The following is a 19,134-nucleotide window of genomic DNA, read 5'->3' as shown; positions in this document are numbered from 1 at the left end:
GGTGCCGGTGTCAGCTCACCGCTGCGAAGCCTGTGTCGAGCGCCGAGAGAATGGTGTCCGCCTCCGCCGCGCTCAGCACCAGCGGCGGCGACAGGATGATGTTGGGGCCGGAGACCCGCACCATCGCGCCGGCCTCATAGGCGACCTCCTGCAGCTTGCCGATGGTCTTCTTGTCCACGGCTGCCTTGGTGGCGCGGTCGGACACCAACTCCAGCGCGCACATTAGGCCGTGGCCGCCGCGGACGTCGCCGATCAGCTCGTATTTATGCTGCAGCGCCAGCAGGCCGTGGTGGATCTGGCTGCCGCGGGCGGCGGCGTTTTCCGGAATGTTCAGGCGCTGGGTTTCCGCAAGGCAGGCCAGGGCGGCGGCGGCGCCGACCGGGTGGCCGGAATAGGTGTAGCCGTGGCCAATGGCCGCCTTGCCCGTGGTGTCCTTCTCGAAGGTCTCGGTCATATGGTCCGCGATCATCACCGCGCCAAAGGGGAAGTAACCGTTGGTGATCGCCTTGGCGGTGGCCATCATGTCGGGCTGCACGCCCCAGTGGCGTGAGCCGCTCCACGATCCGGTGCGGCCGAAGGCCGTGATCACCTCATCGGCGATCAGGAGAATTCCGTGCTTGGTGCAGATGTCGCGCACGCCGGGCATGAAGCTCTTGTGCGGCGGGATCACCCCGCCTGCGCCCAGGACCGGCTCCATGATGAAGGCGGCGATGGTGCCCGCCCCCTGGAAGGCGATCTCATCTTCCAGCGCCTGCAGGCAGAGCTGGGCCAGCCGCTCCGGATCTGTTTCGTTGAACGGGTTGCGGTAGGTGTAGGGCGCCGGGATGTGGTGGCAGCCGGGTAGCAGCGGTTCGTACTGGGTGCGGAAATTGGCATTGCCGTTCACCGAGGCGCCGCCCATGTGGGTGCCGTGGTAGCCCTTCTTGAGGCTCAGGAACTTGGTTCGGCCTTCCTCGCCGCGGATCTTGTGGTACTGGCGCGCGAGCCGCAGGGCGGTTTCTACCGAATCCGAGCCGCCAGAGGTGAAGAAGGCGCGGGTCAGCCCGTCGGGCGCGAAGAAGGTGCGCAGCTCCTCGGCCAGCTGGATCACTTTGTCGTTGGTGGTGCCGCGGAAGGTGGAGTAATAGGGCAGCACATCAAGCTGCGTGGCAATTGCGTCCTTCACCACCTGGCAGGAAAAGCCGAGGTTCACGTTCCACAGGCCGCCGACCGCATCGACCACCTCATGCCCGTCGATGTCGGTGATCTTGACCCCTTGAGCGGAGGTGATGATGGCGGGCGGATTGGCCAGGCTGTCACCCGGGTGCGCCATCGGGTGCCACAGGGATTTGGCGTTGTGTTCTTTCAGAAAGTTGGAGTCTTTCATGGGGCAGCTCCTGGATGCGGCCCGGTCCGGGCCGGTGAAGGGGTCAGGCGGTTTCGTCCTGCGGGTAGTCTGCTGGGGCGGAACCGCCGATGCGATGGGTGAGGGCGGCGCCCGCGCGGCGCAGGGCCATGGGGATCAGCTGTTTCTGTTCCGCCGTCATGCGGGAGGCCGGCGCGGCCACCGCGAGGGCGCCGATCACCTTGCGGTCCGGGCCAAAAACCGGGACTGCATGGGAATGCACGTCAGCCTCAAACCCGCCAACCGAAACGGCAATACCGCTGCTGCGGATGCCGGCCAGCTGGGCGCGGATTTCCCGCGGGTCGGTGACGGTGTCCGGGGTGCGGGCCTCCAGCGGCTGCGACAGGACTTCCTCGGCGAAATCCGGATCGGCATAAGCCAGCACCGCCATGCCCGAACTGGTGCCGTGGAAGGTCAGGACCTTAGCGTCCTCCATCATCACTTTGGTGGCGGTGCGCGGCGAATAGGCATGCGACAACGAATTGAGCTGGCGGCCTTGCAAGAGCGACAGGTGGCTGGTCTCGCCGGTTTCGTCACTGAGGTCGCGCAGCACCCGGCGCGAAACGGAGAGGATCGGAACCGCCGCCTCGCGCAGGGCCGCGAGGCGCAGCACCTGAGGGCCGAGCCGGTAGGAGCGATCGTCGCCGGCCTGTTCGACATAACCTGATTCCTGCAGTTCGCTCATCAGCCTGTAGACGGTTGCCTTGTTCATGCCGGACAGGCGTGTGAGGTCGCTGAGCCCGATCCTGGTCCGGCTGTGGTCAAAGAAAGTTAGTAAGGACAAGGCTTTGGATACCGTTCCCATGCTCTTGCCGATGCTCCCTGCTGGTTCCTGCGGATGCTGTCTGCGTGAGAAGACGCACAGTGATGCAATTGTGTTGGCAGAAAAGGACAGTGCCTGTCAATAAAAAATCAAACCAATGGTTTGTATAATGAACCAATTGGGCGGCCGGTCGGAAGAACTTGGAGCTGAATATCGCTTCGAACGGCGCCGCAGTTGCGGCTGCGCTTGGCCCCGGCACTGCGGCGCAGGCCGGGGAGCCGGAAGAGCGGGGGAAATCCGCTTTGCCCCCCGTCGGCATGGGCGGGAGAGCTTGGTGAAGGGCGCCTTTGCTGCGGTGCCGGATGCTCTGTCAAAGCGCTGGAAATTCTGGACGGCGGGACCGCCAGCGGGCTGATGAAAACCGGCTGACAGGCCTGGCTGTTGTGCTGACAGATAAGGTGTTTCAAAAAGTTTCCATTTTCCATTCTATCTGTTACGCAATTGTCGGCATGACAGCCTGCCGGAGGCCGCAAGCACCGTGACGCGCGGTTTGCGGGCCTTCTGCTGTCATTGGGGCTTGGCGCCGGTCCGGCTGCCGTGCCTAATCTGTTTGGAGCCGGGCGCAGGCACTGCCGCCGCGGAAGAGAGAGGAAAACCGGATGAGTGAAGCCATTGCATATGAGCGCGTCGGCGATGTCGCCGTACTGAAGGCGCAGAACCCGCCTGTGAATGCGCTGGGCATTGATGTGCGCAAAGGGCTGCTGGCCGGGATCGAACGTGCCGAAAGCGAAGGAGCCAAGGCGGTCGTGATCTACGGCGAGGGCAAGACCTATTTTGCCGGTGCTGATATCCGCGAATTCGGCAGACCGCCGCAGGAGCCCTATCTGCCGGGCCTGTGCAGCCGGATTGAGGCCTCGCCGCTAATCGTCGTGTCTGCCATGCACGGCACAGCGCTGGGCGGCGGGCTGGAGGTGGCCTTGTCTTCGCATTACCGGATTGCGGTGCCATCTGCCAAGATGGGGCTGCCTGAGGTCAACCTGGGCATCCTGCCCGGCGCGGGAGGTACCCAGCGGCTGCCGCGGCTGGCCGGGACCGAGGCGGCGCTGGAGATGATTACCACCGGCCGCCACTTCGGCGCGGCGGAGGCGCTGGACAAGGGCATCATCGACCGCATCGAAGAGGGCGTGCCGCGCGAGATCGGCCTCGCCTATACGCAGGAACTGCTGGATGCAGGCGCACCACGCCGGGCGGTCGGGGAAATGCCTGCTCCGGAAGCCGTGGATTTTGATGCGGTCTATGAGGCGACGTTGAAGAAAGGCCGCGGCCAGTTGTCTCCTGCAACAGCCGTGCGCGCGGTACAGGCCGCGGCTGAGGCGGAGAGCTTTGAAGCCGGCCTCAAGCGCGAGCGCGCGCTGTTCACGGAGCTGATGGAGTCCGATCAGCGGCAGGGGCTGATCCATGCCTTCTTCTCGGAGCGTGCGGTCAGCAAGCTGCCGGAGCTGGAAGGTATCGAACCCCGCGAGGTTGCCGCAATGGGGGTGATCGGCGGCGGCACTATGGGCGCGGGCATCGCCACTGCGGCGCTGCTGGTCGGGTTGTCGGTGGTGCTGATCGAGATGACTGATGAGGGTGTTGCCGCCGCGCGCGGCCGGATCCAGGGCAACCTGCAAGGCGCCCTGAAGCGGGGCAAGATCACCCAGGTGCAATATGATCAGCTGACCGGAGAGGCGCTGACCGTGTCCACGGATTATGCGGCTCTGGGGAAGGTGGATCTGGTGGTTGAGGCCGTGTTCGAGGACATGGGTGTCAAGCGCGAGGTCTTTGGCAAGCTGGATGCGCATTGCAAGCCGGGGGCGGTGCTGGCGACGAACACTTCCTATCTGGATGTGGATGAGATTGCCGCGGCAACTTCCCGCCCGCAGGATGTGATAGGGCTGCATTTTTTCTCTCCCGCGCACGTAATGAAGCTCTTGGAAGTTGTGGTGGCGGAAAAAACCGCGCCGGAGGTTCTGGCCACCGGCTTTGCCCTGGGCAAGCGGCTGAAGAAGGTGGCGGTGCGCTCCGGCATCTGCGACGGCTTCATCGGCAACCGGATCATGAATGTCTACCGCAAGGCGGCGGAATATGTGGTGCTGGATGGCGCTTCGCCCTATCAGGTGGACAAGGCGGTGACCACTTTCGGCTTCCCGATGGGGCCGTTTGCGATGGGGGATCTGGCGGGGCTGGACATCAACTGGGCGGCCCGCAAGCGCCGCGCTCCCACCCGTGACCCGCGCGAGCGGGTGCCGCGGTTCTACGAGATGCTCTGCGAAGGCGGCGATTTCGGCCAGAAAACCGGCAAAGGCTTCTATGTTTACGAGGACGGTCCGCGGGGCGGCGGCGTGCCGAATCCGCAGGTGGCGGAGCTGATCGCCAAGGATCAGGAGCAGCAGGGCGTGGCTCCGCGGGAGTTTTCGGACGCAGAGGTTCTGCGCCGATACATGTGCGCTATGGTGAACGAAGCCGCCAAGGTAGTGGGCGAGGGGATCGCCCGGCGCCCGCTGGACGTGGATATGGTGATGCTGTTCGGCTATGGTTTCCCGCGCTTCTGGGGCGGGCCGCTGAAATGGGCTGATCTGCAGGGGCTGGACGGCATCCTGGCGGATATCCGGGCTTATGCGGTTGAAGATGATTTCTTCTGGCAGCCCGCGCCGCTGCTGGAGCAGCTGGTTGCCGATGGCAAGTCCTTCGATGATCTGAACAAGGGCGCATAAGCAGGCAGCCAGGGCGTACAGACGCAGCCCGCCTAAAGAAAAGCGCCGCGCAGAATGCGCGGCGCCCGGCCCAACAAGAGCGGCGCATTTCAGGATGCGCCCTGCGATTGGCGGGAGTTCCCGTCGCTTACGTCCAGGTGCCTTCAGTGGCGGCGCGGATTTTGCGAATATTCTCGCCGTAGACCTCCGGGTTGGCCACCGAGCCGCCCTTGAACACCGCGGAGCCTGCGACCAGCACATCGGCGCCGGCCTCGGCCACCAGCGGCGCGGTGGTGGGATCGACACCGCCGTCGATCTCGATATGCACCGGGCGGTCGCCGATCATCGCGCGCAGGCGGCGGATCTTGGCGGTCATGTCGATGAACTTCTGGCCGCCAAAGCCCGGGTTCACAGTCATGACGCACACGAGGTCAGTGAGGTCCAGCAGGTGCTCAACGGCCTCCGCCGGGGTGCCGGGGTTCAACGCCACGCCTGCCTTCATGCCTGCGCCGCGGATCGCTTGCAGGGTGCGGTGGATGTGCGGGCCTGCCTCGATATGGGCGGTCAGCACATCGGCGCCGGCATCCGCATAGGCGTTGATGTAGGGATCAACCGGCGCGATCATCAGGTGCACATCCATCACCGTTTTGACATGCGGGCGGAACGCCTTCACCGCCTGCGGGCCGAAGGTGAGGTTCGGCACGAAGTGCCCGTCCATCACATCCACATGCACCCAGTCGGCGCCCTGGGCTTCGATGGCCTGGATCTCCTTGCCGAAGTTGGCGAAATCGGCAGACAGGATGGAGGGTGCGATCTTGATCTTGCGGTCAAAGGACATCTGGCAGCTTCCTTTTGCGAACGGAAATGAGGAGTCGAAGGCCGTATAGACCGTCCGGCCCGCTGTGCACAGGGGCAGATTGCGCAGCGGGTCCGTTTCCTTGAATGCTGCGCCTCCGGGTTGCGCCGGGCCGCGTCACAAAACTTTCACGGCAGTGACACATGAGCTTTGAGCAGGGCCGATAGGCAATCCCGGAACGAGAAGGGAGCGCCCCGGTGCTGCGCATTGACAAACTTACCAAACGCTTCGGCGATAAGATTGCGGTGAATACCGCCACGCTGGACATCGACAAGCCCTGCATGATCGGCATCATCGGCCGCTCAGGCGCAGGCAAATCCACCCTGTTGCGGATGCTGAACCGGCTGGAGGACGCCAGCGGCGGCCGTATCCTGTTTGAGGGACGCGAAGTCACCGGGCTGAAAGGCAAAGACAAGCGGGCCTGGCAGTCCGAATGCGCGATGATCTTCCAGCAGTTCAACCTGGTGCCGCGGATGGATGTGGTGTCCAACGTGCTGCACGGCACATTGAACCGCCGCAATGCGGTGGCGACGCTGTTCAACCTGTACCCGATGGCCGACATTCACAAGGCAATCGACATCCTCGACCGGCTCGGCATTGCCGAACACGCGGCCAAGCGGGCCGAGGCGCTGTCGGGCGGCCAGCAGCAGCGGGTGGCGATTGCTAGGGCGCTGATGCAGGATCCGAAAATCATCCTGGCGGATGAGCCGATTGCCTCGCTCGACCCGATGAACGCCCAGACCGTGATGGAGGCGCTGCGCCGCATCCACGAAGAAGATGGGCGGACGGTCATTGCCAACCTGCACACGCTGGACACCGCGCGCCGCTATTGCGACCGGGTCGTCGGTATGCGCGACGGGCGCATCGTCTTTGACGGGCTTCCGGAGCAGCTGACCACCGGGGTGGCCCGCGAGATCTACGGCGCCGGGGAGGAATTCTCCGAAGCAGCCACCTCAACCGAAATTGAAACGCTGGAAAAGACGGACGCGATGCGCGCCGCCATTCCCGCTGAGTAACCCGTGACCCTGAATTCATCGACCCGGCGGGCTGCTCTGCCGGGACCCAACCGGAGAGACAAAAGATGAAGAAACTGATTGCTGCCGTTCTGGCAACCACCGCGCTGACCGCCCCTGTTGCGGCAGAAGAGATCAAGGAATTCCGCATTGGCATCCTGGGCGGAGAGAACGCTCAGGACCGCCTGAACAACAACGAGTGCCTGCGTGAATACACCGAGAAAGAACTGGGTGTTGAAACCAAGCTGTTTGCGCCTGCTGACTACAACGGCGTGATCCAGGGCCTGCTGGGCGGCACCATCGACATGGCCTGGCTGGGCGCGTCCGGCTATGCCAAGACCTATCTGTCCGACCCCGAAGCGGTTGAGCCGGTTCTGGTCAAGGTGAACACCGACGGCGGCTACGGCTATTACTCGGTCGGCTTTGCCCGCAAGGACAGCGGCATCACCTCGCTGGAAGACCTGAAAGGCAAGACCTTCGGTTTCGGCGATCCGAACTCCACCTCGGGCTACCTGATCCCGTCGATCGAGATCCCGAACAAGATCAATGCCTCCATGGACTCTGGCGACTACTTCGGTGAAGTGAAGTTCACCGGCGGCCACGAGCAGACCATTGTCGCGGTTGCCAACGGCGACGTGGACGGCGGCGTGACCTGGGCCGACGGTCTGGGCGAATGGGAAGACGGCTACCAGTCCGGCGCGCTGCGCCGTGCCGTGGATGCAGGTCTGGTCGACATGAACGACATGGTGGAAATCTGGAAATCCGCCCCGATCCCGGAAGGCCCGGTGGTTCTGCGCAAGGCTCTGCCGGCAGACGTTAAAGCTAAGATGACCGCACTGATGGACAACCTCAGCGAGATTGACCGCGATTGCTTTTATGGTGTTGCGGCAGGTGAGGCCAAGAGTTTCGATCCGATCACCCATGAAGCCTATGAGGTGATCATCGAAGCCCGCAAGCTGAAGTCCCAGTAATTTCAGCCCAGCACTTATTAAGTTGTGCTCTGCGGGGTTCCGGGCCGGTCTTGGAGCCCCGCAATTTCCTGGATGGACCCAGTATCACCCATCCCTAGAAGATCAGGATCCCCAAATGGCAGATTTGACAGCCGCCCGGCCGGGCATCGAGGACATCCGGCAGCACTACACCGCCCATACCCAGCGCAAGCGGCTCTATGGCGGTATTCTTCTGGCGGTTTTTGTGGCGCTGATGGCCGCGGGGTTCCGCACCGCGGACGCGCGCAATGCAGGCTCCTTTGCCGACGGGTTCACCCGCATCTTTGATTACCCGTCCGAGGTTCTTGCGGAAGCCGCCGAAAAGGCTGCGCAGTTGCCGGGGCATCTGGTGCAATTCTTTCCGGCACTGGTGGAGACGCTGAACATTGCCGCCGCCTCGACCTTGGTGGGAGCCGTGTTCGGCACGCTGCTGTCGCTTCTGGCGACCCGCGGCATGGCGCCGTGGCCGGTGCTTATTCCGCTGTTCCGCCGGATCAGTGATATCTGCCGGGCCATTCCGGAAATCGTTATCGCTCTGGTTCTGATCTTTGTACTGGGCGGCGGGCCGGTGCCAGCCATGATTGCCATAGCCATCCACACTGCCGGCGCGCTGGGCAAACTGTTTTCCGAAGTAAATGAGAACGCCTCCCTGAAACCCGTCGAGGGGCTGACTTCCGTAGGTGCCACTTGGGCACAGCGGATGACGCTGGGAGTGATCCCGCAGGTCGGTCCGAACTATGTGAGCTATGCGCTGCTGCGTTTTGAGATCAACATCCGGGCCTCCGCCATCCTTGGCTTCGTTGGCGCGGGCGGCATTGGCTACGAGCTGAAAAACGCCATGTCCTGGGGGCAGGGGCGCTATGACGAGGCCGCCGCGATCTTCCTTCTTCTGTTTGTCACTATCGTGGCCGTTGACCAGCTGTCCGGTCTGTTGCGTGATCGCCTGACCCATGGAGCGAAGGCATGACCACTTTTGACACCACCTTGACACCGGCAGACCTGAAGTCGGACATCTCGCGGCTGTTTCTGAAAAAGCGGCTGATGAATTTTGCCCTGCCCGCCGCGGTGCTGGCCTATCTCGCTTATGTCTTTGTGGTCTTCGACATGCCGGGACTGTGGGAGCGTGCCAGCCTGGACAACGCCAAAACACTGGTGAGCGACAGCTACAGCTACAAAACCCATGTCACCCGAGACAACCGCAGCGGTGAGGTGTCAGTGGCCATCGAGGGCGAGCGCAAGGGCGCCTATCCCGACGGCATGTCACCGGACTGGGTGGCCCTGGGCGAAACCACGGTCATTGATCTGGAGGACGGGCATCGGGTCACTTTCGGCTCCGAGACCATCGCATACGAGATCCCAGGCTATGGCACCGTACGGGCCACCCCGAGCCGCAGCGCGGGCGTGCAAGCGGAATTGCCTGCCGGTGATGTGCCGGAGTGGATCAGTGTTTCGAAGAACCGCCTGGCCGTCACCACAGAGGCCGGCCGCCTGACCGTGACCCGCAACCGGGCGGAAGTTTTCCGCTATTTCGCAGGCTGGGAGCTGTTCTTCTTTACCCTCGACAGCCCGTATTACGGCATGGGGGTAGGGGAGCTGATGCAGCGCGCTGCCACTGGAGAGGGCGGTGCGATCTTCCAAGAGTTCTGGACCAACAAGATGTGGCGCCATCAGGACGTGGCCTGGGCCATAGCTGAGACCCTGCTGATGGCCTTCCTCGGCACCATCGGCGCCGGCATCATCGCGCTGCCGCTGGCCTTTCTGGCGACACGGAATTTCATGCCCCTGCGCAGCATCCGCTTTGCCATGCGCCGCCTTTTCGACTTTGTGCGCGGCGTTGACTCGCTGATCTGGACGGTGGTGCTGGCGCGGGCCTTTGGCCCCGGTCCGCTGACCGGCGCGCTGGCGATCCTGGTGACGGACACCGGCACCTTCGGTAAGATCTTCTCCGAGGCACTGGAGAACGTTGACCAGAAGCAGATCGAGGGCGTGGCTTCAACCGGGGCCAAGCCGGTGCAGCGCTACCGTTTCGGGGTGATCCCGCAGATCACCCCGGTGCTGCTGAGCCAGCTGCTGTATTTCCTGGAATCCAACACGCGGTCTGCGACCATTATCGGCGCGATTACCGGTGGCGGCATCGGGCTCTTGCTGACACAGGCGATCATCACCCAGAAGGACTGGGAGGAAGTGGCCTATTACATCACCCTGATTATCCTGATGGTGATGCTGATGGACTGGTTTTCCGGCTGGCTGCGCCGCCGCCTGATCAAGGGCGAGGGCGGCAACGCCAAGCGCAAGCCGCGAAAGGCGGAGGGCGAAGCCTTCCTGCTGCCCTGACCCGGCGCCGGTTTTCGGAGAGGAGCTGACCATGTCCCGTTTGCAGGCAGAGGCACCCTTCATCCATCCCGGATGCACAATCACCGGAAGCAGCTTTGGCACCTATGTGGAGATCGGTGTTGGCAGCCGGGTGTCAAATGCGGTGTTCGGCAACTACAGCTACTGCGACCGCATATGCGACATTGCCAATGCGGAGATCGGCATGTTCGCGAATATCGCCAGCTTCGTGCGGATCGGCGCCTCGGACCACCCGATGGAGAAGGCGTCGCTGCACCATTTCCTCTACCGTTCGGCGAGCTACTGGGATGATGCGGAGGATGACGCGGCGTGGTTTGCGCGACGTGCCGCGCGAACTGCCCGTATCGGACATGACACCTGGATCGGCCACGGCGCGATGATCAAGCCTGAGGTTACCGTTGGACACGGCGCTGTCGTCGCGTCGGGCACGATTGTGACCAAGGATGTTGCGCCCTACACCATTGTTGGCGGCAATACCGCCAAGGTGATCCGCCGTCGCTATCCTGAGGCGATTGCCGCGCAGATGATGGAACTGGCCTGGTGGAACTGGGACCACGAGACCCTGCGGACCGCGTTGCCGGACTTCCGCAATTTGCGGGTGGAGGAGTTCCTGGAGAAGTATTCCTAATCCGGCGGGCGGTTGCTCACGTCTGTATCAGCGCATTCGAAGAATGCATTTCACAGTTCGGCGTGGCGCCGCTGCGCGGCGCAGAAGGGCTGCAGAGAAGCGCTTGAGGGGCAATTCTGCCCCTCAAGCGCCTTTCCTATTGTGTACTCTGCCATCCCCGCCTCAAGGGTAAATGGCGCTGCGCGCCGCCGCCTTGCGGCCCTTGACCCGGGGTTGGCAGGGATCAGGCGGCGCCTGCGTCCACAAGCTGGGTGGCGATGTCGAGGAACACCTTGGCCTGGGCGCTGCCAGGCTTGGCGGCCACGATCGGCGTGCCGTTGTCGCCGGCCAGCCGCACGTCCAGATGCAGCGGCACCTCGCCCAGCAACGGCACGTCGAGCTTCCTGGCTTCCTGCGCCACGCCGCCATGGCCGAACACATGCTCCTCATGTCCGCAGTTCGAGCAGATATGCGTGGACATGTTTTCGATCATGCCCAGAACCGGCACGTTCATCTTGCGGAACATGTCGATGCCCTTGCGGGCGTCGATCAGCGCCACGTCCTGCGGGGTGGAGACCACGATGGCGCCGTCCACATGGGTTTTCTGCGCCAGCGTCATCTGCACGTCGCCGGTGCCGGGCGGCAGGTCGACGATCAGAACGTCCAGCACGCCCCATTGCACCTGCAAGAGCATCTGCTGCAGCGCTCCCATCAGCATCGGCCCGCGCCAGATCACTGCCTGGTCCTCGCCGGTCATCAGCCCCATCGACATCATGGTGACACCATGGTTGCGCAGCGGCAGGATGGTCTTGCCGTCCGGGCTGGCAGGGCGGCCGCTGATGCCAAGCATCTTTGGCTGCGAGGGGCCGTAGACGTCGGCATCCAGCAGGCCCACCCTGCGCCCCTGCATTGCCAGCGCGCAGGCGATGTTGGCAGATACCGTGGATTTGCCGACGCCGCCCTTGCCCGAGGCCACAGCGAGGATCCGCGCCACGCCCGGCACTTTCTGCGGCGTCTGCTGCTGGGGCTGGGCTGCCTTTTTGGGTTTCAGGTCCGGCGGCGCCTTTTCCGAATGGGCGGTCAGCATGGCAGAAACCTTCTCCACCCCCGGCAGCGCTGCCACGGCCGCGTCAGCCTTGTTGCGCACCGGGCCGTAGGCCTCGGACTTTCCGGGGTCGATTTCCAGCACAAAGCGGACGGTGCTGCCTTCGACGCTTACGGCGCGGGCAATGCCTGCGCTGACGATATCGCTGCCGCTGACGGGATCGGTGATGGTTTTGAGCGCCTCAAGGACGGTTTCACGGGTGACGGTCACGCCGGTCTCCTGTAGCTGGTCATGTCTTGCGCCTGTTCTGGCGCAATTCGGCGGGTCATGCCAGCCGTACACAGCCAGGAGTTTGTTTTAACGCATCCTGGAGTCAGCTTTTTTGCGGGCTGGCCTTGCTGAAGGCCTGGATGCCGTGCGGCAAACGCAACAGCGCCGCGCGTCAGCGCGGCGCCGGGCCCAACGGGAGGAGGCCCATCGGGCCGAGGACGGGCGGGAGGATCCCGTCAGCTGGCCAAGGCCACTTCCGCGGCGTTCATCACTGCGCCGATGCGGCGACCGGTGTCCACCATGCGGTTGGAGAAGCCCCATTCATTGTCATACCAGCTGACCACCCGCACCAGCCCTTCGGCGGTGACGGCGGTCTGCGCGGCGGCAAAGCAGCTGGAATGCGGGTCGTGGTTGAAGTCGACGGAGACAAGCGGGTCTTCCTCGTAGGACAGAATGCCCTCCAGCCCGTTTGCAGCTGCCGCCTGCACCGCCGCGTTAACGGCCTCAACCGTGGCAGGGCGCTCTGGGACAAAGCTGAGATCCACCACGGAGACATTGACGGTGGGCACCCGGATGGCAGAGCCTTCCAGCCGCCCTTTCAGATGCGGCAGCACCTCGGAGATCGCCCGCGCAGCCCCGGTGGACGTGGGGATCATCGACAGCGAGGCTGCACGAGCACGGTAGAGGTCCTTGTGGCTGGTGTCGTGAGTCGGCTGATCACCGGTGTAGGCGTGGATGGTGGTCATATAGCCGGTTTTGATGCCAAAGGCCTCGTCCAGCACCTTGGCCAGCGGCGCCAGGCAATTTGTGGTGCAGGAGGCGTTGGAGATGATCACGTCCCCCGCCGTCAGATCCATGTGGTTGACGCCAAAGGCCACGGTGCGGTCCGCATCCTTGCCGGGGGCAGAGATCAGCACCCGCTTGGAGCCGTTTTGCAGATGCCGCGCTGCATCCTCGCGGGCGGTGAACAGGCCGGTGCATTCGTAGGCAATGTCCACATCCTGCCAGGGCAAGTCTTCCGGGTTGCGGACGGCGCTCAGGCGGATGCTGTGATGACCGACGCGGATCAGGTCATCTGCCAGAAAGACGGGAGTCTTCAGCCGCCCGTGCACGCTGTCATATTTCAGCAGATGCACCAGGGTTTCCGGCGGCGACAGGTCGTTGATGGCCACCACCTCGATATCCTTGGCATCGCTTTCAAGCAGCGCCCGCAGTACCCCGCGGCCAATGCGCCCGAATCCGTTGATTGCAATCTTCAGTGTCATCTCTGATCTCCGGCTGGTGTACCGGAACTTTCTCCGGTATCGATAACGGTTGCGAAACCGATATCGATAACGCTGACAAAAATCAACCCCCGTTGCAGCAGAGCGGCTCTTGCGGCTGCCCGCGATCTGCAGGAGCATGGGCGTATGACGAAGAAACTGCTTCTGAAAGACGTGGCCAAGCTGGCCGGTGTCAGCGAGATGACCGCCTCCCGCGCTTTGCGCGGTGCCCCGGATGTGTCCGCCAAGACCAAGGCGAAGATTGAGGAAATCGCCAGGATCCACGGCTATGTGCCAAACCGGATTGCCGGTTCCCTGTCCTCGCAGTCGGTCAATCTGGTGGCAGTGGTGGTGCCGTCGCTCAACAGCTTTGTCTTTCCGGAGGTTCTCTCCGGAATTTCCGCCGTCTTGAAAGAAAGCCCCTTGAAGCCGGTGGTCGGGGTGTCGGGCTATGATCTGGAGGAAGAGGAAAGCGTCATCCGCGAAATGCTCAGCTGGCGGCCCTCGGGGCTGATCGTCGCCGGGCTGGAGCATACCGAGGTTACCCGGCGGATGCTGCAGCAGACCGATTGCCCGGTGGTTGAGGTGATGGATGTCGATGGAGACCCCGTACGCCATTGCGTCGGTATCTCGCATCTGCAGGCCGGCCGCGGCATGGCAGAGCAGATCCTTGCCCGCGGCTACCGGAATATCGGTTTCATTGGCACCAAGATGCCGCAGGATTTCCGTGCGCGGAAGCGCTTTGACGGTTTCACGGACGGGCTGGCGGCGCAGAGCTTGACACTTGCGGATTTGGAGCATTACTCCGGCGAAAGTTCGATCCAGACCGGCCGTCAGCTGACGTCACAGATGCTTGCGCGCAACCCTCGCCTGGATTGCATCTATTATTCAAGCGACGTGATGAGCGTGGGCGGGCTGATGCATTGCTTGGCCGCGGGACTGTCGGTACCCGGCGATATTGCTTTGGCGGGCTTCAACAACCTGCAAATCCTGCAGGGCTTGCCGCTGCAACTGGCGACTACGGATGCCTGCCGCCATGAGATCGGAGAGCGTGCGGCGCGGATCATCCTGAAATCCCGGGAAACCGGCGGGGCAGAGGGGCTGGTGTTCGACCGTTTGACACCCGCGATCAGCCTTGGGGAAACGCTCTAGCCCGGCGTAACGGCTTGCTGCTGCGACAGTCAGGCAACCGCCCCAGCAGCGAACATAGGCGATTTTCCTAGCTTTGACCGGCTGGCCGGGGCAACCTGCGGGTATGGTTCCAGTTCAGCGCGGGTTGGCCCGGTAAAGGAGTGCAGATGCCCAAGTACAATGACATGTTCGAGCTTTCGGTTGAGGATATGGACCTGATCGAAACCTCATTGCGCCACACAAGGGACACTCTGTCGGAAACCCACCCAGCGGCAGGCAGCGCTGATGCGGAAACCTTGCGCCGGGTCCATGCATTGCTGGGGCAACTGCACAATCAGAAGATTTTCTATTACCCCAAGGACAAGGTTTACGTCAGCGGCTGACACCTTGCCCAACTAAAAAAGCGCTCTCCGCTGGACGGAGAGCGCTGTAATGTGTGAACCGAGATTTTTACAGTGCAGCCTTGAACAGCTGGGCGAGGTTCTCCTCGGTCAGCTCAATGGGGTTGCCGCCGCAGGAGGGGTCAATGATGGCGCCCTTGACCAGCTCTGGGATCGCTTCGGCGGTGACACCGAGTTCGCCCAGCCTGCGCGGGATGCCCAAGGAGTCGTTCAGCTCCTGCACGAAGGCCCGGAACCCGTCGAAACCGCCTTCGATGCCCAGATAGGCCGCCGCCATGTTGAACCGGTCGGCAATCACNTTACAGTGCAGCCTTGAACAGCTGGGCGAGGTTCTCCTCGGTCAGCTCAATGGGGTTGCCGCCGCAGGAGGGGTCAATGATGGCGCCCTTGACCAGCTCTGGGATCGCTTCGGCGGTGACACCGAGTTCGCCCAGCCTGCGCGGGATGCCCAAGGAGTCGTTCAGCTCCTGCACGAAGGCCCGGAACCCGTCGAAACCGCCTTCGATGCCCAGATAGGCCGCCGCCATGTTGAACCGGTCGGCAATCACGGGGGCGTTGAACTCCAGCACGCTGGGCATGCAGACCGCATTGGTGGTGCCGTGGTGGGTGTTGAAATGGGCCCCTACTGGGTGGCTCATCGCATGGATCGCGCCAAGGCCCTTCTGGAAGGCAGTGGCGCCCATCGCGGCCGCCGACATCATCTGCGCGCGGGCCTCAATATCGGTGCCGTCTGAGTAGGCGCGCGGCAGATAGTCCTTGACCAGCCGCATGCCCTCCAGCGCGATGCCCTGGGACATCGGATGGTAATGGGGCGAGGAGAACGCCTCGACACAATGGGCAAAGGCATCCAACCCGGTGCCAGCGGTGATGAACCTGGGCATGCCGACGGTCAGCTCGGGATCGCAGATCACCACGGCGGGCAGCACCTTGGGGTGGAAGATGATCTTCTTCTGGTGGGTAACGCTGTCGGTGATCACGCTGGCGCGGCCCACTTCGGAGCCGGTGCCGGCGGTGGTCGGCACCGCGATGATCGGCGCGATCGCATCGGCATCGGCTCGGGTCCACCAGTCGCCGATATCCTCAAAATCCCAAACGGGCCGGGTCTGGCCGGCCATAAAGGCCACCATCTTGCCCAGATCCAGGCCGGAGCCGCCGCCGAAGGCGATTACCCCGTCGTGGCCGCCCGCCTTATAGGCGGCAACGCCTGCCTCCAGGTTCTTCTCATTCGGGTTCGGATCGACCTCGGAGAACATGCCGCGGCCGAGGCCCGCAGCCTCCATGATGTCGAGGGTGCTTTGGGTGACCGGCAGATCCGCCAGCCCCTTGTCGGTGACCAGCAGCGGCTTCTTGATACCCGCGGCGGCGCAGGCGTCCGCAAGTTCCTTGATCCGGCCTGCGCCGAACTTGATTGCGGTCGGGTAGGACCAGTTTCCAACGAGAGACATGTGATGTTCCTTTGATGCTGAGGCCCGCCCCGGGAGGAGAAACGGGGCGGGCGGGGCCGTCCGTCAGCCAGTGACCTTCTTCAGGTGATAGGATTTCGGACGGGTCAGATTGTGATAGCCGATGACCGACAGGCCGCCGCCGCGGCCGGTGTCCTTGCAGCCGGTCCAGCACAGGCCCGGATCCAGGTAATCGGCGCGGTTCATGAAGACGGTGCCGGTCTCGATTTGATCGCCCACGGCTTGCGCACGCTCCACATCCTTGGTCCAGAGCGAGGCGGTGAGGCCGAAGTCGCTGTCATTCATGAGCCGGATGGCTTCCTCATCTGAGGAGACCTTCATGATCCCCACAACGGGGCCAAAGCTTTCCTCGCGCATCACCCGCATGTCGTGGGTGACATTTGTCAGGATCTGCGGCGTCAGATAGGCGCCGCCGTCGTCTTCGGCAAAGGGTTCGATATGGGCCACGGCGCCGGCCTCAACCGCCTCGGCGATCTGGCCGCGCACTTCATTGGCAAAGCGCACATTGGCCATCGGGCCGATGGTGGTCTCCGCATCCAGAGGGTTGCCCAGCTTGTAACCTTTGACGATGGCAATGGCCTTCTCAAGGAAGGCATCAAACAGGCTCTCATGCACATAGATCCGCTCGATGCCGCAGCAGCACTGGCCGGAGTTGAACATTGCGCCGTCGATCAGCGTGTCGACCGCCGCCTCCAGATCGGCGTCTTCCATCACATAGCCCGGATCCTTGCCGCCCAGCTCGGTGCCGACGCCGGTGAAAGTGCCCGCCGCGGCGCGCTCCATTGCCTGGCCACCGCCCACCGAGCCGGTGAAGTTCACGAAGTTGAACGCCTTGGAGGCGATCAGTTCCGACGTGGTGTCGTGGTCCAGGAAGACATTCTGGAACACGTCCTGCGGCACGCCTGCGGAATGGAAGGCCTGCGCCATGCGCTCGCCCGCAAGCAGGGTCTGGGTCGCGTGCTTCAGCACCACCGTATTGCCGGCAATCAGCGCAGGCGCCACGGTATTGATCGCAGTCATGTAGGGGTAGTTCCAGGGGGCAACCACAAAGACCACGCCGTGCGGAATACGCTTGATGTAGCGCTTGAAGGTTGCGTCATCGCCAACCTCGATATCTGCCAGCGACTCTGCGGCGATCTTTGCCATATGGCCCGCACGCTCGTTGAAGCCGCCAAACTCGCCGCCATAACGCACCGGGCGGCCCATCATATGCGCCAGCTCCGGCACGATCTCCTCGTTCATCGCGCCGACGGCGGCCACGCCCGCCATCACCAGACCGATGCGCTCCCGCAGCGGCCGCGCCGCCCAGGCCGCCTGCGCCGCCCGCGCCCGTTCTGCCGCCGCGAAGGCGGCCTCGCGCGACAGCACCGCGCGCTCCGCAAAGACCGATCCGTCGATCGGCGAGATGCATTTCAGTGCCTGGCCCATGCCATCAACTCCATTCCAAGGGGCAAGCCGCCCCTGCTTCTTTCTGGTTTCAAATACCCCGGGGTCCGGGACGGCGCCCCGGCGCGTCCGGATCACGCCCGCTCGAACCCGCGGGCGATCTCGTAGTCGGTGACCACCCGGTCGAAATCCTCGATCTCCACTTCCGCCGCGCGCACGTAGTGGTCGACCACGTCATCGCCCATCGCTTTGCGCAGCATCTCCGAGCCTTTCAGCGCCGCGGCCGCATCGCGCAACGTGCCGGGGATCTTGCCGGTGTCGCCCTGATAGACATCGCCCCTGGTCGGTTCTTGCAGCTCCAGGCCTTCCTCGATGCCCGCAATGCCCGCCGCCAGCATGCCTGCCATCGCCAGATAGGGGTTCATGTCGGAGCCCGGAATACGGCATTCGACCCGGATCGCCTTGGTGCCGTCACCGCAGAGCCGGTAGCCCGCGGTGCGGTTGTCCACCGACCAGATGATCCGGGTCGGGGCAAAGGTGCCCTTCATGAAGCGCTTGTAGCTGTTGATGTAGGGCGCCATGAAGGCGGTGTAGTCGGGCGCGTATTTCAAGAGGCCCGCCATGTAATTCTTCATCAGGGCCGACATGCCCAGATCGTCCGCCTCGTCAAAGAACGCGGGCTTGCCGTCCTGCCACAGCGACTGATGCACATGGGAAGAGGAGCCGACCTTGTCGTGGCTCCACTTCGGCAGGAAGGTGACCGCGTGGCCTTGGCTCTCGGCGATCTCCTTGATCGCGTGCTTGGCGATGGTGTGGTATTCCGCCGTCTCCATCGCCGCGGCGTATTTGATGTTGAGCTCCTCCTGGCCGGTCTCCGCCTCGCCCTTGGAGTTCTCGATCGGCAGCCCCGCATCCCACAGGTGGTTGCGGATCGGGCGCATCACATGCTCCTCGCGGGTGGTCTGCAGGATGTTGTAATCCTCGTTGTAGCCGGAGATCGGCTCCAGATCGCGGAAGCCCGAGCGACGGATCTCGTCAAAGCTCCTGGCGAACAGGAAAAACTCCAGCTCGGTGGCGCACATGGCGTCATAGCCCATCGACTTCAGCCGGTTCACCTGTTTCTTCAGGATCGCGCGGGGGGAGTGGGAGACTTCCTCGTGGGTGTGGTGATCCAGCACGTCGCACAGCACCATCACGGTGCCCTCCAGCCACGGCACCGGGCGCAGGGTGGAGAGGTCGGGCTTCATCACATAGTCGCCATAGCCGCGCTCCCAGCTGGTCGAGGCATAACCGTCCGGCGTTGCCATCGCCAGGTCGGTGGCCAAGAGGTAGTTGCAGCAGTGGGTTTCCTCCCAGGCGCCATTCACGAAATGCTTGGCGTGGAAGCGCTTGCCCATCAGGCGGCCCTGCATGTCCACAAGGCAGACCAGAACGGTGTCAACCGCGCCCGAAGCAACCTGGTCCTTAAGAGTGTCGAAGG

At 63.4% G+C, this 19,134-nt stretch carries 17 protein-coding genes; 8 read left to right on the top strand and 9 right to left on the bottom strand.

What is annotated here, in order from left to right; translation table 11 throughout:
- Nucleotides 1-10 precede the first annotated feature (10 nt).
- Together GKC28_RS06380 and GKC28_RS06375 are read right to left on the bottom strand one after the other, a co-directional pair.
- Nucleotides 11-1,366, bottom strand: coding sequence for an aspartate aminotransferase family protein (locus GKC28_RS06380; RefSeq protein WP_174146077.1), 1,356 nt, complete (start codon nt 1,364-1,366; stop codon nt 11-13).
- A 43-nt stretch (nt 1,367-1,409) separates the two neighbouring features.
- On the bottom strand, nt 1,410-2,189 hold the full coding sequence (locus tag GKC28_RS06375) for an IclR family transcriptional regulator (protein ID WP_174146076.1): 780 nt from the start codon (nt 2,187-2,189) through the stop codon (nt 1,410-1,412).
- Nucleotides 2,190-2,806: 617 nt separating this feature from the next.
- Here GKC28_RS06375 and GKC28_RS06370 point away from each other — a divergent pair.
- Nucleotides 2,807-4,900: a 3-hydroxyacyl-CoA dehydrogenase NAD-binding domain-containing protein gene (locus GKC28_RS06370; RefSeq protein ID WP_174146075.1), complete on the top strand. Its 2,094-nt coding sequence runs from the start codon at nt 2,807-2,809 to the stop codon at nt 4,898-4,900.
- A 127-nt stretch (nt 4,901-5,027) separates the two neighbouring features.
- Here GKC28_RS06370 and rpe read toward each other — a convergent pair whose 3' ends face one another.
- Nucleotides 5,028-5,717, bottom strand: coding sequence for a ribulose-phosphate 3-epimerase (gene rpe, locus GKC28_RS06365; protein WP_174146074.1), 690 nt, complete (start codon nt 5,715-5,717; stop codon nt 5,028-5,030).
- 215 nt (nt 5,718-5,932) lie between these two features.
- Here rpe and phnC point away from each other — a divergent pair, with 215 nt between their 5' ends.
- From phnC to GKC28_RS06340, 5 genes are all read left to right on the top strand, one after another.
- Nucleotides 5,933-6,751 carry a phosphonate ABC transporter ATP-binding protein gene (gene phnC / locus GKC28_RS06360; protein WP_174146073.1) on the top strand — a complete coding sequence of 273 codons (819 nt, stop codon included), beginning with the start codon at nt 5,933-5,935 and terminating at the stop codon, nt 6,749-6,751.
- A gap of 65 nt (nt 6,752-6,816) precedes the next feature.
- Complete coding sequence (gene phnD / locus GKC28_RS06355; RefSeq protein WP_065266015.1) at nt 6,817-7,719, top strand: phosphonate ABC transporter substrate-binding protein; 903 nt, start codon at nt 6,817-6,819, stop codon at nt 7,717-7,719.
- 115 nt (nt 7,720-7,834) lie between these two features.
- Nucleotides 7,835-8,704: a phosphonate ABC transporter, permease protein PhnE gene (gene phnE, locus GKC28_RS06350; protein ID WP_174146072.1), complete on the top strand. Its 870-nt coding sequence runs from the start codon at nt 7,835-7,837 to the stop codon at nt 8,702-8,704.
- Nucleotides 8,701-10,071 carry a phosphonate ABC transporter, permease protein PhnE gene (gene phnE / locus GKC28_RS06345; protein WP_174146071.1) on the top strand — a complete coding sequence of 457 codons (1,371 nt, stop codon included), beginning with the start codon at nt 8,701-8,703 and terminating at the stop codon, nt 10,069-10,071. Before phnE (GKC28_RS06350) ends, phnE (GKC28_RS06345) begins: the two co-directional genes overlap by 4 nt.
- A 31-nt stretch (nt 10,072-10,102) precedes the next feature.
- Nucleotides 10,103-10,717 (top strand): chloramphenicol acetyltransferase, encoded by a 615-nt coding sequence (locus tag GKC28_RS06340; RefSeq protein WP_174146070.1) that lies wholly within the window; start codon nt 10,103-10,105, stop codon nt 10,715-10,717.
- 223 nt (nt 10,718-10,940) lie between these two features.
- On the opposite strand, the gene GKC28_RS06335 is transcribed toward GKC28_RS06340, so the two are convergent.
- Complete coding sequence (locus tag GKC28_RS06335) at nt 10,941-12,011, bottom strand: Mrp/NBP35 family ATP-binding protein (RefSeq protein WP_174146069.1); 1,071 nt, start codon at nt 12,009-12,011, stop codon at nt 10,941-10,943.
- A 236-nt stretch (nt 12,012-12,247) separates the two neighbouring features.
- Nucleotides 12,248-13,276 (bottom strand): type I glyceraldehyde-3-phosphate dehydrogenase, encoded by a 1,029-nt coding sequence (gene gap / locus GKC28_RS06330; protein ID WP_174146068.1) that lies wholly within the window; start codon nt 13,274-13,276, stop codon nt 12,248-12,250.
- Between the two features lie 144 nt (nt 13,277-13,420).
- Here gap and GKC28_RS06325 point away from each other — a divergent pair, with 144 nt between their 5' ends.
- Together GKC28_RS06325 and GKC28_RS06320 are read left to right on the top strand one after the other, a co-directional pair.
- Nucleotides 13,421-14,425, top strand: coding sequence for a LacI family DNA-binding transcriptional regulator (locus GKC28_RS06325; protein WP_174146067.1), 1,005 nt, complete (start codon nt 13,421-13,423; stop codon nt 14,423-14,425).
- A 146-nt stretch (nt 14,426-14,571) separates the two neighbouring features.
- A complete protein-coding gene (locus tag GKC28_RS06320) occupies nt 14,572-14,787 on the top strand; it encodes a hypothetical protein (protein ID WP_065266022.1) in 216 nt (71 codons plus the stop codon).
- Nucleotides 14,788-14,854: 67 nt separating this feature from the next.
- On the opposite strand, the gene GKC28_RS06315 is transcribed toward GKC28_RS06320, so the two are convergent.
- The 4 genes from GKC28_RS06315 to GKC28_RS06300 form a co-directional block, all read right to left on the bottom strand.
- Nucleotides 14,855-15,103, bottom strand: a complete 249-nt coding sequence (locus GKC28_RS06315; protein WP_368041100.1) for an iron-containing alcohol dehydrogenase — start codon at nt 15,101-15,103, stop codon at nt 14,855-14,857.
- A gap of 1 nt (nt 15,104) precedes the next feature.
- On the bottom strand, nt 15,105-16,250 hold the full coding sequence (locus GKC28_RS06310) for an iron-containing alcohol dehydrogenase (protein WP_174146066.1): 1,146 nt from the start codon (nt 16,248-16,250) through the stop codon (nt 15,105-15,107).
- Between the two features lie 63 nt (nt 16,251-16,313).
- Complete coding sequence (locus GKC28_RS06305) at nt 16,314-17,696, bottom strand: aldehyde dehydrogenase family protein (RefSeq protein WP_174146065.1); 1,383 nt, start codon at nt 17,694-17,696, stop codon at nt 16,314-16,316.
- A gap of 92 nt (nt 17,697-17,788) precedes the next feature.
- Nucleotides 17,789-19,134, bottom strand: a 1,346-nt coding sequence (locus tag GKC28_RS06300; RefSeq protein ID WP_254604169.1) for a glutamine synthetase family protein, incomplete at its 5' end; no start/stop codon positions are given.

Source organism: Leisingera sp. ANG59 (assembly GCF_013317235.1).
Lineage (GTDB): Bacteria > Pseudomonadota > Alphaproteobacteria > Rhodobacterales > Rhodobacteraceae > Leisingera.
This window is presented reverse-complemented; position numbering and strand designations above follow the sequence as displayed.